The organism is Oleisolibacter albus (genome assembly GCF_003336875.1).
GTDB lineage: Bacteria > Pseudomonadota > Alphaproteobacteria > Azospirillales > Azospirillaceae > Niveispirillum > Niveispirillum album.
Genome location: NZ_QGNJ01000001.1, coordinates 194482 through 208056 on the forward strand (window position 1 = coordinate 194482; position 13575 = coordinate 208056).

The 13575-nt window shown below is 67.0% G+C and carries 16 protein-coding genes; 10 read left to right on the plus strand and 6 right to left on the minus strand.

Annotated features, from left to right (window positions below):
* Window positions 1–23: 23 nt before the first annotated feature.
* The 3 genes from DK368_RS22195 to DK368_RS00965 all read right to left on the minus strand — a co-directional run bounded on the left by DK368_RS22195 (window position 24) and on the right by DK368_RS00965 (window position 1779).
* Window positions 24–149 carry a hypothetical protein gene (locus DK368_RS22195; protein WP_275668449.1) on the minus strand — a complete coding sequence of 42 codons (126 nt, stop codon included), beginning with the start codon at window positions 147–149 and terminating at the stop codon, window positions 24–26.
* 229 nt (window positions 150–378) lie between these two features.
* Complete coding sequence (locus tag DK368_RS00960) at window positions 379–642, minus strand: helix-turn-helix domain-containing protein (RefSeq protein WP_162305809.1); 264 nt, start codon at window positions 640–642, stop codon at window positions 379–381.
* Between the two features lie 231 nt (window positions 643–873).
* Window positions 874–1779, minus strand: coding sequence for a LysR family transcriptional regulator (locus DK368_RS00965; RefSeq protein WP_114391677.1), 906 nt, complete (start codon window positions 1777–1779; stop codon window positions 874–876).
* Window positions 1780–1876: 97 nt separating this feature from the next.
* Between DK368_RS00965 and DK368_RS00970 the strand changes: the two genes are divergently transcribed.
* From DK368_RS00970 to DK368_RS00995, 6 genes are all read left to right on the plus strand, one after another.
* Window positions 1877–2200 carry a nuclear transport factor 2 family protein gene (locus DK368_RS00970; RefSeq protein ID WP_114391678.1) on the plus strand — a complete coding sequence of 108 codons (324 nt, stop codon included), beginning with the start codon at window positions 1877–1879 and terminating at the stop codon, window positions 2198–2200.
* Window positions 2197–2976: an SDR family oxidoreductase gene (locus DK368_RS00975; protein ID WP_114391679.1), complete on the plus strand. Its 780-nt coding sequence runs from the start codon at window positions 2197–2199 to the stop codon at window positions 2974–2976. The genes DK368_RS00970 and DK368_RS00975 overlap by 4 nt, the downstream gene beginning before the upstream one ends.
* Before the next feature lie 29 nt (window positions 2977–3005).
* Window positions 3006–3806, plus strand: coding sequence for an alpha/beta fold hydrolase (locus tag DK368_RS00980; protein WP_114391680.1), 801 nt, complete (start codon window positions 3006–3008; stop codon window positions 3804–3806).
* Window positions 3807–4173: 367 nt separating this feature from the next.
* On the plus strand, window positions 4174–5862 hold the full coding sequence (locus DK368_RS00985) for a methyl-accepting chemotaxis protein (RefSeq protein WP_162305810.1): 1689 nt from the start codon (window positions 4174–4176) through the stop codon (window positions 5860–5862).
* A 241-nt stretch (window positions 5863–6103) separates the two neighbouring features.
* On the plus strand, window positions 6104–6517 hold the full coding sequence (locus DK368_RS00990) for a response regulator (RefSeq protein WP_114391682.1): 414 nt from the start codon (window positions 6104–6106) through the stop codon (window positions 6515–6517).
* 136 nt (window positions 6518–6653) lie between these two features.
* Window positions 6654–7025 carry a hypothetical protein gene (locus tag DK368_RS00995; protein WP_114391683.1) on the plus strand — a complete coding sequence of 124 codons (372 nt, stop codon included), beginning with the start codon at window positions 6654–6656 and terminating at the stop codon, window positions 7023–7025.
* A gap of 82 nt (window positions 7026–7107) precedes the next feature.
* Here the strand turns inward: DK368_RS00995 and DK368_RS01000 are convergent, their stop codons facing one another.
* On the minus strand, window positions 7108–7509 hold the full coding sequence (locus DK368_RS01000) for an acyl-CoA thioesterase (RefSeq protein WP_114391684.1): 402 nt from the start codon (window positions 7507–7509) through the stop codon (window positions 7108–7110).
* Window positions 7510–7604: 95 nt separating this feature from the next.
* Here DK368_RS01000 and parE point away from each other — a divergent pair, with 95 nt between their 5' ends.
* The gene (gene parE, locus DK368_RS01005; protein ID WP_114391685.1) at window positions 7605–9596 is read left to right on the plus strand and encodes a DNA topoisomerase IV subunit B; all 1992 of its coding nucleotides are present in this window, start codon (window positions 7605–7607) and stop codon (window positions 9594–9596) included.
* Window positions 9597–9688: 92 nt separating this feature from the next.
* On the plus strand, window positions 9689–10222 hold the full coding sequence (locus tag DK368_RS01010) for an isochorismatase family protein (RefSeq protein WP_114391686.1): 534 nt from the start codon (window positions 9689–9691) through the stop codon (window positions 10220–10222).
* A gap of 89 nt (window positions 10223–10311) precedes the next feature.
* On the opposite strand, the gene DK368_RS22200 is transcribed toward DK368_RS01010, so the two are convergent.
* On the minus strand, window positions 10312–10443 hold the full coding sequence (locus DK368_RS22200) for a hypothetical protein (RefSeq protein ID WP_275668451.1): 132 nt from the start codon (window positions 10441–10443) through the stop codon (window positions 10312–10314).
* Between the two features lie 121 nt (window positions 10444–10564).
* Window positions 10565–11278, minus strand: coding sequence for an alpha/beta fold hydrolase (locus tag DK368_RS01015; protein ID WP_114391687.1), 714 nt, complete (start codon window positions 11276–11278; stop codon window positions 10565–10567).
* Window positions 11279–11469: 191 nt separating this feature from the next.
* Between DK368_RS01015 and DK368_RS01020 the strand changes: the two genes are divergently transcribed.
* The gene (locus tag DK368_RS01020; RefSeq protein WP_114391688.1) at window positions 11470–13011 is read left to right on the plus strand and encodes a DEAD/DEAH box helicase; all 1542 of its coding nucleotides are present in this window, start codon (window positions 11470–11472) and stop codon (window positions 13009–13011) included.
* Window positions 13011–13253: an Lrp/AsnC ligand binding domain-containing protein gene (locus DK368_RS01025; RefSeq protein WP_114391689.1), complete on the plus strand. Its 243-nt coding sequence runs from the start codon at window positions 13011–13013 to the stop codon at window positions 13251–13253. Before DK368_RS01020 ends, DK368_RS01025 begins: the two co-directional genes overlap by 1 nt.
* The last annotated feature ends 322 nt before the right edge of the window (window positions 13254–13575 follow it).

A 13575-nucleotide genomic window follows, 5' to 3' on the forward strand; every position in this document is an offset into this window, starting at 1 on the left:
TGTAGGGTAGGCGCGGACAAGTCTCAATCTTCCTTCTTGCGCCCTGCCGCAGCCTCCATCAGTTTGGCAGCCAGTTCGTGATTTTTCGCCAGGGCGTTGGCCAAAGCCAGCACTGCGCGGTCATCACCTCGGGCGTGGGCGGCAGCCATCGCGCGCTCCAACATTTTGGTCGTACTGCGGTGGTCTGCGTAAACCGCGACCATGTTCAGTACTTGGACAACGATTAGACAACGAGAAGAAGGCCAAAGGCGGCGATCGGTAGCCAAGCGGGAAAATCCATGATGCGTCCGTTCGGGTGTTTGTTGGGCCACCCGTTATTATCCGTCAGCATGGGCATGGCATCAACCAAAGATAGTCTGCAGGCTATAACTTTCTGGATTACTCATCCTTGGGGCGTTTTCGATCCGTCGCCTTGGTAACGGCGTCATCGAGAAGGATGTCCTTAACCAATTCGACCAGAGGAACTTCGAGTGCGCGAGCAAGATCCGCCATCAGCGACAGAGATGGGCTGGAGCGCCCCCGCTCGATATTGCTCAGATACGGCACGCTCATTCCTGCACGAAAGGCAAGCTCCTCCCGCGCCAGGCCCTTGCCTGTGCGGATGTCGCGAATAATGCAGCCGAATTGCTGGCGGATGTCCATGCCGTCAAGTCGGCATCGGCCCCATGGCAAACACCATACGATATATATCATGCTAACAATGTGTATGCTCGCGGCCCGCCAGTTCAAATCGCCGTCTCTGAGCGGCGCGCATGATCGCCTCCCTTATCCCGAGTTCAGAGAGGTCTGGCCAAGCCGCCCGAAACTCAGTGACTGATGCGGCACCGCCCTTGAAGGGCGGCAGCGGCCCCGCCGCGACCAGGCTCTCGACCGTCAGGACGTTGACCCCCTGCCAACCTGGCGCGCCAGCCCGACAAACGCCTTGAGAGCGGCGGGGGGATTGCGCCGGCTTGGATAATAGAGGCACAGATCGCCAAGCAGCGGCGTCCAATCCTCGAGCAGGCGCATGAGGCGCCCGGCGTCGACGTCCAGGCGCACATCCTGTTCCAGGAAGAAGCCAAGCCCCACCCCGTCGAGCACGGCGGCCCGCGCAAGGCTTGCCTCGTCCAGGGTCAGCGGCCCTTTCACATCGATCTGCACCACCTGCCCGCATTTCTCGAACTGCCAGCGAAACAACGCCCCGTTCGGCAAGCGGACGCGAAGGCATTGGTGCGCGTGAAGATCCGATGGCGATTGCGGCATTCCGTGCGCCCTGAGATAGCCCGGCGACGCCACGACGGCATGGCGCTGGGGGCGTCCCAAGGGGAGCGCAATCATGTCAGCAGGAACCAGATCGGCCCGGCGCACACCCAAGTCAAACCCATCGGCGACGATGTCCACCAAGCGCCCCTCGGTGACGAGATCGACATGCACATCCGGATAACGGCGCACGAACTCAAGCACGAGCGGAGACATGATCTCCCGTGCGCCCGCTGCGAAGGCATTGATGCGCAACATTCCTGACGGCGTTTGCTGCTGCGAGCGCACGCCGGCCATGGCGTCCTGGATATCGCGCAGAGCGGGCGACACCTGCTCGACAAAGGCTCGCCCCGCATCGCTCAGCGAGACGCTGCGCGTCGTTCGATTGAAGAGCCGGGCGCCGAGACTGGTTTCAAGCTTCGCCACGGCGTTGCTGAGCGCAGTCGTCGACATGCCGAGCGCGAGCGCGGCCCGGCGAAACGACCCCTCGCGGGCAATCGCGATCACCGATTCGAGGTCGCCAAGGCCTGGTCGATACATTATCCCGCTTTTCGAAATTTCAGGTTCCGTTTTGTCCCAATTATCGCGACAGACGTCCAGCCGTAAAGTGCCGTTCTCACAGAACCGGAGACGGCAGATGAAACTTCCATCCCCAATCCAGATCTATTTCGAGGCCGACCAGGATGTTGCCGGTCCCGCGCCGATTGCCGCCTTCACGACCGACGCAGTCGTGAAAGATGAAGGCAGGACGCATGTCGGGCCTAAGGCCATCGGCGCATGGTGGCGCGCGGCCAAGGCGCAATTCCAGCACACCACCGACCCGCGCGAGATCTCAGAGGCGGACGGACGCTTCACCGTCCTCGCCGAGGTGAGCGGCCAGTTTCCGGGCAGCCCGGCCATGCTGAACTTCACGTTCACGCTGAAGGACGACGCGATTTCCATCTTGGAGATCGGCGCATGAGCCCGTTCATCGACCTTCACGACAAGAGCGCGCTGATCACATCGGGCACACGCGGCGCGGGCGCGGCGACAGTCGCACTCTTTCGTGCGCTCGGCGCCCGCGTGCTCACGACCGCGCGTCAGAAACCGGCTGATCTCCCCGCGGCGATGTTCGTCCCGGCCGACCTCACCACGGCGGAGGGGTGCGCGGACCTGGCGCGGATCGCGCGTGAACGTCTGGGCGAAATCGACATCGTGGTGCATATGCTTGGCGGGTCTTCCGCGCCCGCGGGCGGGTTCGCCGCCCTGACCGACGAACAATGGCGCCGGGAGCTTGACCTCAATCTGATGCCCGCGGTGCGGCTTGACCGGGCGCTGGTCCCGTCACTGGTCGCGCAGCGGCACGGCGTCGTCATTCATGTGACATCGATCCAGAGCGTTCTGCCGCTCCCGGAGGCGACAACCGCGTATGCCGCCGCGAAGGCGGCCCTCTCCACCTACAGCAAGAGCCTTGCAAAGGAAGTCTCGCCCAAGGGCGTGCGCGTTGTCCGCGTGGCGCCCGGCTGGATCGAGACCGAGGCCGCCGTCGACATGACGGATCGGGTCGCGCGGGACGCCGGCGTCGATCGCGAGGGCGGCAGACAGATCGTGATGAAGGCCCTGGGCGGCATTCCGATCGGCAGGCCGGCCAAACCGGAGGAGGTGGCAGGCCTCGTTGCCTTCCTCGCCTCGTCGCGCGCCGCGAGCATCACCGGCGCCGAATACGTCATCGACGGCGGCACGATCCCGACCGTGTGAGCGGTATCGTGAAATCAAGGAGGAATGTCATGGCCTCGAAAATTCGACACGCCCTTATCCTGGCGGCCGCCACGGCCCTCTCGGCATGCGCCACAGCCGGCTCACGGCCTGCCATCCCGGACGACCAAACGGTCCGGCACGTCGTGCTTGTGCATGGAGCCTTTGCCGACGGGTCAGGCTGGCGCGGCGTTTATGATGATCTCACCGCCCGCGGCTATCGCGTCACCATCGTGCAGAATCCGCTCACCTCGTTTGACGACGACGTCAAGGCGACGCGCCGCGTGCTGGCGCGGCAGCCGGGGCCGAGCATTCTCGTCGGCCATTCCTATGGCGGCTCGGTGATCACAGAAGCCGGCGTTGATGCCAAGGTTGCGGGGCTTGTCTATGTCTCTGCGCTTGCGCCCGATATCGGCGAGAGCACTGGCCAGCAGTTTGCGAAGATTCCAGCGCCGCCCGAGTTTGTCATCGAGCCGGGTCCCGACGGGTTCGGCTTCGTCAATCCGGAAAAGTTCCGCGCGGGCTTCGCCGGGGATGTGAGCGAGACCGACGCGGCTTTCCTGCGTGACAGCCAGGTGCCGATCAACATGTCGATCTTTGCGACGCCGCTGACGCAAGCGGCCTGGCGCACGCGCCCGAGCTGGGCCGTGGTCGCCACGCAAGACCGCGCCATCGATCCGCGTCTCCTGCGTCAGCAGGCCGAGCGCATCCACGCCCAGATTGTTGAAGTGGAGGCAAGCCATGTCCCGTTCGTCACGCGCCCGCACGAAATCGCCGATGTGATCGATCAGGCTGCGCGCAGCGTCTCGCAGCCCGCAAAACGATCCAATTGACCCCGACGCACGCTCACAAGGATCGTGTCCCGCCCCGCGGAGTGGCTGGCGCTGCGCGTCGAGGTCTCCGGCGAGTCTGGCCGGTTGCGTCAGACTGACCTGTCGGGCAGAGCGACAACAGCGTCAAGCGGCGGCCCGTGCCGGAGGCCGGCTGCCGCGATCCTCCTGCCCTCGCCCTGACAGGCGTCGCAGCGGAGCCGACGTTACCGCGCCGCACATGGCCGGCAGACCGCCCGGCGGTCATCACCACCCATACGCTATCGGATAGCTATATCCACTCACCCTGGCATGGCAGAAGGAAGAGGTGTCCTTCAGTGCTGGCGTGCTGCCGGTGCCGACGGGGTGCATGGCCGAGGGGGGAAGTGGCATGCGGTGGACGATCTCGGCACGGCTGGTGCTCATCGGGGTCATCGTGGCGGCCGGCGTTCTGGTTCAGGGGACGGTCAACCTGATGACCACCCAGCGGGTCCAGGGCAGTGTCGGTCTGGCCGACAGCCGTCTGGCCGACCTGCAGCAGGTCGAGGCCCTGCGCCGGGCCAATCTCGAACTGGTGCTGGTGGCCATGGACAGCATCGTCGACCGTGACGAGGGGCGGGTGGCCGCCGACCGGCGCGAGGTGATGAAGACCACCACCGATCTGCTGCGCGCCGGGGCCGGGCATTTCGCCGCCATCGCCGACACGGCGCAGGAGCAGAAGGCCGCGGCCCGGCTGCGCGCTCTGGTGGACGAGATCGACCCTGCCGTCAGCAAATCCCTGGTCGCGGCCATCCGCAGCCGCGCCGACGAGGACACCTTTGCCCGCCTCGACGATGAGATCGACGAGCTGGGCACCAAGATCGATGCGACCCTGGCCGATCTGGCCGAGGGGTATGGCAAGGCCTTCACCGCCGCCACCGCCGCCCAGAGCGGAGCGCTGGCCCAGTTGCGGACCATCGTGCTGGGCGGTGGTGCCGGCCTGCTGGCAGCGCTGCTGGTCGGGCTGCTGCTGGTGGGGCGCTCCATCGTGAAGCCGATCCGGACACTTTGCCGCGGGCTGGAGGCCATCGCCGCCGACCGGCTGGATACCGGCGTGCCCGAGGCGGTGCGCGGCGACGAGATCGGCACCATCGGCCGCGCCCTGCTGACCTTCCGCGACCGCCGTGCCGCCCAGCTGCGGCTGGAGGCCGAAGCCCAGGAAAAGGATCGGCGCGCCGCGGCCGACCGGCAGGCCGCCCTGCAGGGGGTGGCCGAAAGCTTCGACCGCACGGTCAGTGCCGCCCTGGCCGAGCTGGAACAGGCGGCCGGGCGCATGGACCAGTCCTGCCGGCAGATGGCCGACAGCGCCGAGACCGCCCATATCCGCACCGGCGAGACCGTGGAGATGGCGCACAAGGTCGCGGCGGCGGTGCAGACCGTGGCGGCGGCGGCCGACCAGCTGGTCGCCTCCATCGGCGCCATCACCGGCCAGATGAGCGGGTCGCTGCGCATGGCCGACGAGGCCTCGGCCACCGTGGCCGCCAGCGCCGAACGGGTCGGCGCCCTGGTGGACAGCGCCAACCGCATCGGTGCCGTGGTCGGGCTGATCAGCGAGATCGCGGCCCAGACCAATCTGCTGGCCCTGAACGCCACCATCGAGGCGGCGCGTGCCGGCGAGGCCGGCAAGGGCTTCGCCGTCGTCGCCACCGAGGTCAAGCATCTGGCCGGGCAGACGGCGAAGGCCACCGAGGAGATCGGGCAGCAGGTGGCCGAGATCCAGACCGTGACCAGCGACGTGGCCGGCGGCATGGCCGCCGTGTCGGATGTGGTGGCCAAGCTCAAAGCCGTGGCCGCCGCGGTGGCCGGCGCCGTGGAGCAGCAGAGTGCGGCCACGCGCGAGATCGGGCGCGCCGTGGCCGAGGCGTCGCGCGATATCGACGGTCTCAACAGCGAGATCGCCGCCATCGCCGCCGAGACGGACCGCACCGGCACCACCTCGGGCTCCCTGGCCGGCGAGGTGGGGCAGGTGCGCGACCGCGTCGATCAGGTGGGCCGCAGCAGCCGCACCTTCGTCGGCAGCATCCTGCAGGATGCGGGCTGAAGCGGGGCCGATGACGGAGTTCGACCCTCCGCTCGGCCATTCGGTCTACCGGTCTAACCAAGCGGCTGGCTTGCCCCCGGGCGTCCGATCTCTTAACGAAAAAGAAAGGACTGAGCGGGGCGGCGCTGGGGGCCGGTGTCGCGATGGGCAGCCCGCTTTAACCTGCCCTCTTTATCCTCATCCTCCGGGTCGGCCGCCGATCCCTTCACAGTCAGGTGTCATAAAACAGGGGCCAGCCGGAGTGTCCATATCGTCCCCCACCCGCCGTCGTGTCCTCATCGTGGAGGACGATGCCCTCGTGGCCCTCGGCATCAAGCTCACCGTGCAGGAGCTGGGGTTCGAGGTGGTGGGAATCGCCGCCTCCGAGCCGGAGGCCGTCGGGCTGGCCGATGCCCAGCGGCCCGATCTGGCGCTGATGGATATCCGTCTGCGCGGCCCCATCGACGGCATCGATACGGCGCGGCGTCTGCGCAGCGAATTCAACATCCGCTCCATCTATCTCTCGGCCTATGCCGACGAGCAGACCCTGTCGCGCGTGGCCCAGACCTATCCGCTGGGCTTCGTGCAGAAACCCTATTCGGCGCCGCAGCTGCGCGCCGCGCTCGAACTGGCCATGCGCCGCCTGCATCAGCCGGGCGAAGCCGGGCCGCGGTGATGCCCTTCCCCGGTCGGGGTGCTGCCACGTTTTTGCCGGAACTGGGGAATAGAACCTGTTCTTGTCCTGTTTATGGATTGGCGGGCGCCGGTTGCACCGGTGCCGCTCCGATCGATCGAGACAAGGAGAAGGACATATGCGCGCCAGGATTTGGCTGCTCTCGACCGCGTTGGTTCTTGGCCTCGCCGCCTGTGGCGACGAAGCTGCCAACAATACCTCCAGCACGGGCTCGCCGCCGCCGGCCACCTCGAACCCGCCGGAGACCACGGGCGCCACGGGGACTGACACCACCACCGGCAGCACCACGGCCACGCCGGGCACCACCGGCACCATGACGGCTCCCGACACCACCACCGGGACCACCGGTGGCACCACCACCGGTGACACCACCGGCTCGGCCACCGGCGATACCGGCACCACCACCGGGTCCGATGGCACCACGACCAGCCCCCAGGGGACCGCAACCGGAACCCAGGGCACGGCCGGCGGCAGCGGTTCCGGCCAGTAAGCCCGCTCCGGCTCCCAGTGCCGGACCGTCTTGTGAAAAGGGCCGCTCCCTCCGGAGCGGCCCTTTTGGCGATGCCGGCGCCTTACGCCTCTGTCGGCACCGGGCGCGGGCGCCCGCCCTCGCCGATGGCCACATAGGTGAAGACCCCTTCGGTGACCTTGTGGGCCTTGCCGCTGTAATGGCGGGCCCAGACATCGATGCGCACGCGGATGGAGGTGCGGCCCACGCGCTCGATGGCGGCGTAGAAATTCACCTCGTCGCCGACGCTGATGGGGCGGAGGAACTTCATGGCCTCCACGCCCACGGTGGCGAGGCGGCCCTGGGCGCGGCGGGCGGCCACGGCGGCGCCGGCCAGATCCATCTGCGACATCACCCAGCCGCCGAAGACATCGCCATTGCCGTTGAGATCCTTGGGCATGGCGAAGGTCCGCAGTGCCGGCACGTCGCGGTCGAAATCGGGAAGGCTGTGGTCGGACTCGGCCATTGTCGGTTCCTGAAGTTACAAAATCTTGTAGGCGGAAGGCGGGGCGGCGCACATACCTTGAACAGGCGCCGCCGTCACCCCTATAATCATGCGCCATGACCGATCTTTTCCAGAACACCGCCCGTAAGCAGGACAGCTATTCCGCCTCCGACATTGAGGTGCTCGAAGGGCTGGAGCCGGTGCGCCGCCGCCCCGGCATGTATATCGGCGGCACCGACGAGCGTGCGCTGCACCACCTCGCCGCCGAGATCCTCGACAACGCCATGGACGAGGCGGTGGCCGGACATGCCAGCCATATCGACCTGGATCTGGCGGCCGATGGCACGGTGACGGTGCGCGACAATGGCCGCGGCATTCCCGTGGACGAGCACCCGAAATATCCAGGCAAGTCGGCGCTGGAGGTGATCTTCACCACCCTGCATTCCGGTGGCAAGTTCTCCGGCAAGGTCTACGCCACCTCCGGCGGCCTGCACGGCGTCGGCTCGGCCGTGGTCAACGCCCTGTCGGACCGCATGCATGTGGAGGTGGCGCGCGACCGCCAGCTCTTCGCCCAGACCTACAGCCGCGGCCTGCCTTTGGGGCCGCTGGTCAATGTCGGGCCGGTGCATAACCGGCGCGGCACCGTGGTCAGCTTCCATCCCGACCCGCTGATCTTCGGCGAGGATGCCCGGCTGAAGCCCGAGCGTCTCTACCGGCTCTGCCGCTCCAAGGCCTATCTCTACCGCGGGGTGGAGATCCGCTGGAGCTGCGATCCGGCACTGCTGCCGGAGGGCAGCGAGATCCCGGCGACCGAGATCCTCAATTTTCCCAACGGCCTGCTGGACTATCTGACCACGGCGCTGAAGGACAGGCGCACGGTCACGCCCACCCCGTTCGCCGGCCAGTCCGAGTTCCCGCAGGATGCCGGCCGCATCGAATGGGCCATCGCCTGGCCCGAGGATGACGAGGGCTTCGGCCACACCTACTGCAACACCATCCCCACCCCCTTGGGCGGCACCCATGAGCAGGGTCTGCGCGCGGCGCTGAACCGGGCGCTGAAGGGCTATGGCGAGATGGTGGGCAACAAGCGGGCGGCCCAGATCACGGCGGACGACATCATGGACGGCGCCACCGTGCTGCTGTCTGTGTTCATCCGCGATCCGCAGTTCCAGGGCCAGACCAAGGAGCGGCTGGTCAGCCCCGAGGCCCACCGCCTGACCGAAACGGCCATCAAGGACCATTTCGACCATTGGCTGTCGGCCGCGCCCGATATCGCCAACGCCCTGCTCGACCGGCTGATCGACAAGGCCGAGGAGCGGGCCCGCAAGCGCGCCCAGAAGGAGATGGCGCGCAAATCGCCGACGCGGCGCCTGCGCCTGCCCGGCAAGCTGGCCGACTGCGCCCGCCAGAGCGCGGAAAACACCGAGATCTTCATCGTCGAGGGCGATTCCGCCGGCGGCTCCGCCAAGCAGGCCCGCCACCGCGAGACCCAGGCCATCCTGCCGCTGCGCGGCAAGATCCTCAACGTGGCCTCGGCCTCGATCGAGAAGCTGCGCGGCAACCAGGAACTCAGCGACCTGGTCCAGGCCCTGGGCTGCGGCACCGGCAAGGAGTTCTCCCAGGAGAAGCTGCGCTACGAGCGTGTCATCATCATGACCGACGCCGATGTGGACGGCGCGCACATCGCCTCGCTGCTGATGACCTTCTTCTACCGGGAAATGCCGGCCCTGGTGCAGGCCGGGCACCTTTACCTGGCCCTGCCGCCGCTTTACCGCCTGTCCGGCGGCAACCAGGTGCGCTACGCCCGCGACGACGCGCACAAGGACGAGTTGATGCGTACCGTGTTCAAGTCGGTCCGCGGCAAGGTGGAGATCAGCCGCTTCAAGGGCCTGGGCGAAATGCCGCCCAGCCAGCTGAAGGAAACCACCATGGACCCGTCCAAGCGCACCCTGCTGCGGGTGGTGGTGCCGGACAGCAAGGACCCCGAGCAGCAGGACGATGTGGAATCCACCCGTGCCCTGGTCGACAGCCTGATGGGCCGCCGTCCCGAACTGCGCTTCAGATTCATCACCGAGAACGCCAAGTTCGCGCAGGACCTCGACGTCTGATCCGCTGCGCCCCTCCCCGCGGCCGGCCCCGGACCCTAGGCGCCCTGGCGATCCCGGTCTAGACTGGCCCCGTCCAGAGCCGGAGCCGACCCATGCCCCTGATGAATGCCGCCCGTAGCCGTCTGGCTGTCATCGACATGCAGGCGCGTCTGCTCAAGGCCATCCACCGCGGCGATCACGTCACCGATGCCTGCCGCAAGCTGCTGACCGCGGCCGAGCGCCTGGGCATCCCCGCGGCCGCCACGGAACAGAACCCGGCCGGCATCGGCCCCACCGTGGCGCCGCTGGCCGAGCGTCTGCCGCTGCGCTTTCCCAAGGCCCATTTCGACGCCAGCAACGAACCCGCCTTCCTGGACTGGGCGCGGGCCGGTGGCACCGTCGTGCTCTGCGGCGTGGAATCGCATGTCTGCGTGCTGCAGACGGCTTTGGGGCTGAGGGCCCATGGCCTGGCGGTGGCCGTGGTGGCCGATGCCGTCGGCTCGCGCCATCCCGACAGCCGCCTGGCCGCGCTGGAGCGGCTGCGCCGGCACGATGTCGAGATCGTCACGCTGGAAATGACGCTGTTCGAATGGCTGGAGCGGTATGACCGCCCGGAGTTCCGTGAACTCCTGCCCCTGATCAAATAGGGGGCGAACAGAACCGGACGGCCGCAGGTCCGGCCGTCATCCGGAAGACCGGGCGACGCCGTTGCCGGCGCGCCGGTCGGGTCCCGGTCTCAGTGATGGCCGTGGTGACCGTGGCTGTCCCCGTCGGTCTTGGCCTGGATGGCGGCGACACACAGACCACAGACGACGCTGGCGGCGATGAACACGGCGATGGCGGTGATGGACATGGTGGTACCCGTCAAGGAAATGGCGTCCGGACGTTAGCCGCCTTCCCGCACGCGCGCAATCCCCGCACCGCGGCCGGACGGTCCTCCCCCCGGATCATCCCTGCCGCCTGCGGCCGCCGGCGTCTGCGCGCGTCCCTTACAGCTGCGTCAGCCACAGGCGCATCAGCGCCGTCACCGCTTCCGGCTGTTCCAGTGGGGCGCAATGGCCGCAGCGCTCGACCGGGGCCAGCTTCGCACCGGGGATGGCCGACGCCATTTCCTCGGCCCGGTCGGGCGGGGTCAGGGCATCGTCGCGGCCGACGATGCACAGGGTGGGAACGCTGATGGCGGAAAGGCCGGGGCGGCTGTCCGTCCGGCCGATGATGGCGGTCTGCTGCCGGCAGAAAGCCTCTGCTCCCACGCGCTTGGCCATGTCGGTGATGGTCTGCATCAAGGAGGCATCCCGCAACCGCTCGGGATGCACCAGGTTGGGAAGCATGTGCGGCAGCACCGTGGCGAAACGGCCGGTCCGGGCCGCCAGCACCAGGGCGCGGCGGCGCTCGCTCTGCTCGGGCGTGTCGGGACGGGCGGTGGTGTCCAGCAGGCACAGGCGCGTCACCCGCTCCGGGGCCTGACGCAGGATCTCGAAGGCCACGTAGCCACCCATGGACAGCCCGGCCAGGGCGAAGCGCGGCGGCGCCGTGGCCAGAACGGCCTGGGCCATGGCCCCGATGCTGTCCTGCCCGGTCAGATCGGCCACCTGCACCGCTGCCACATCGGCCAGATGCCGGACCTGATGCGCCCACAGGTCGCCATCACACAGAAGCCCCGGCAGCAACAGCAGCCCTGCCGGCTGGAAAACGCCGTTCATCACCCGAAATCCTTGCTCTCCGGGGCTGGACTTGGTATCGAGACCACAACCGTAGCCCAAGAGCCTGGGGCTTCCAACCCTGGGACTGTCCGGCTATCTGCGTATCCGGCCTTTGACCGGGTGCCGGTTTCACCCATCTATGCCGCTGACGTCACGGCGAACCTCGACGTTCTACAGCAGACGAAGGCCGAATGCATTTTTCGGAACTTGGGCTGGGGCCCGAAGTCCTGCGCGCAGTGGAAGAGGTCGGCTACACCAGCCCGACCCCGATCCAGGAAAAAGCGATCCCTTGGGTGCTCCAAGGGCGGGACGTGTTGGGCTGTGCCCAGACCGGCACGGGAAAGACGGCTTCGTTCACGTTGCCGATGATCGAAATCCTGGCCCAGGGTCGGGCCAAGGCGCGGATGCCGCGCTCGCTGATCCTGGAGCCGACGCGTGAGCTGGCCGCCCAGGTGGCCGAGAATTTCGAGCTCTACGGCAAATACAACAAGCTCAACATGGCCCTGCTGATCGGCGGGGAGAGCTTCGGAGACCAGATCAAGAAGCTGGAACGCGGCGTCGATGTGCTGATCGCCACGCCCGGCCGCATGATGGACCTGTTCGACCGCGGCAACATCCTGCTGACCGACATCAAGATCCTGGTGATCGACGAAGCGGACCGCATGCTCGACATGGGATTCATCCCCGATATCGAGCGTATTGTCGGATTGCTGCCGAAGATCCGTCAGACCCTGTTCTTCAGCGCCACCATGCCGCCGGAGATCAAGCGGCTGGCCGACCAGTTCCTGCTGAATCCGCGCGAAGTCACCGTCGCCCCGCCCGCCTCCCCGGCGGCCACCGTCACCCAGGCCCTGGTGGTGGTGGACGAGATGGACAAGCGCCAGGCGCTGCGCCATTTCCTGAAGACCGACGACGTCAAGAACGCCTTCATCTTCTGCAACCGCAAGAAGGACGTGGCCACCCTGCACCAGTCGCTGGTGAAGCATGGCTTCAATGCCGGCGCCCTGCATGGCGACATGGTCCAGTCGAAGCGCACCGAAACGCTGGAGGCGTTCAAGACCGGCAAACTCGATCTGCTGGTCTGCTCCGACGTGGCGGCCCGCGGCATCGACATTTCCGGCGTCAGCCACGTCTTCAATTTCGACGTCCCCTTCCATGCGGAGGATTATGTCCACCGCATCGGCCGCACCGGCCGTGCCGGCAAGTCGGGCCGCGCCTTCTCAATCGCCTCCCCCGACGACGGCAAGCTGGTCCTGGCCATCGAGAAGCTGATCGGCAAGGAGATTCCCCGCGTGCTGGTGGATGGGCTGGAAAGCCCGGAGCTGGAGTTCGAGGAGGGAGGCCGCCGGCGCCGTGGCCGTGGCGCTGCTGCACCCAAGAAGGACAAGGCCGAGGTCCATCGCCCCGAGCCGCGCAGGCACCAGGACCGCCGGCCCCGCGACCAGGGCGAGGATGTCGTCGCCGATTCGCCGGAGATGGACGCCGCGCCGCGCGCGTCTGCCGAGGCGCGTCCGCCCCGCTCGGAGTCGCGTGATCGGCGTGACTATCGCGAGGACCGGCGTGGTGACGAGCGTCGCGATGACCGTCGCGATGATCGCCGCCGCCGCCGCGAGGACCAGGACGATGACCGGACACCGGTCATCGGCTTCGGTGACGATGTCCCCGCCTTCATCCTGCGCGCCGCCCGGCCGCCGAAGCCGGCCGAGCCGGATCCCGCCGAACCGGAGGTCTGATGCAGACCATCTTCGTCCAGGTGAAGTGCGAACTGGGCCGCGCCTACGAGGTGGCGGATCTGGCGGTGCAGAGCGTGGAGGAAGTGTCGGAGGTGCATTCCATCTCCGGCCAGTATGACCTGATGATGAAGTGCTATCTGGCCGATGGGGCCGATATCGGCCATTTCGTCACCGGTCGGTTGCAGACCCTGCCCGGGGTCAAGGACACCTTCACCATCATCGCCTACAAGGCCTTCGCCTGAGGGCGCTGTAGCGGCTCCTGTTTGACAATAGTCCTATTTTCATGCTGTTCTGACCTGCCGGCCTTGGGGCTGGCGGGTCTTGGACATTGTGAAATCCCCTGCCCCGTCGTCCCGATCCGGGGCTGATTCTTCTGCATCCTGGGGTCGTAAAGGCGACAGAGACCAGACATCCCGAGATCATGTCACCTTATGTCACCTTAAGGAAAAATATCCTGTGATTTCGGGATTTTATGGGGCTGCAGTCCGCGCCCGGATGTCGCCTTAAGGTCACGTTAAGGTTGCCTTTGTCGCCTTGGCGTCACGTTAACGTCGTGTTTGTCGC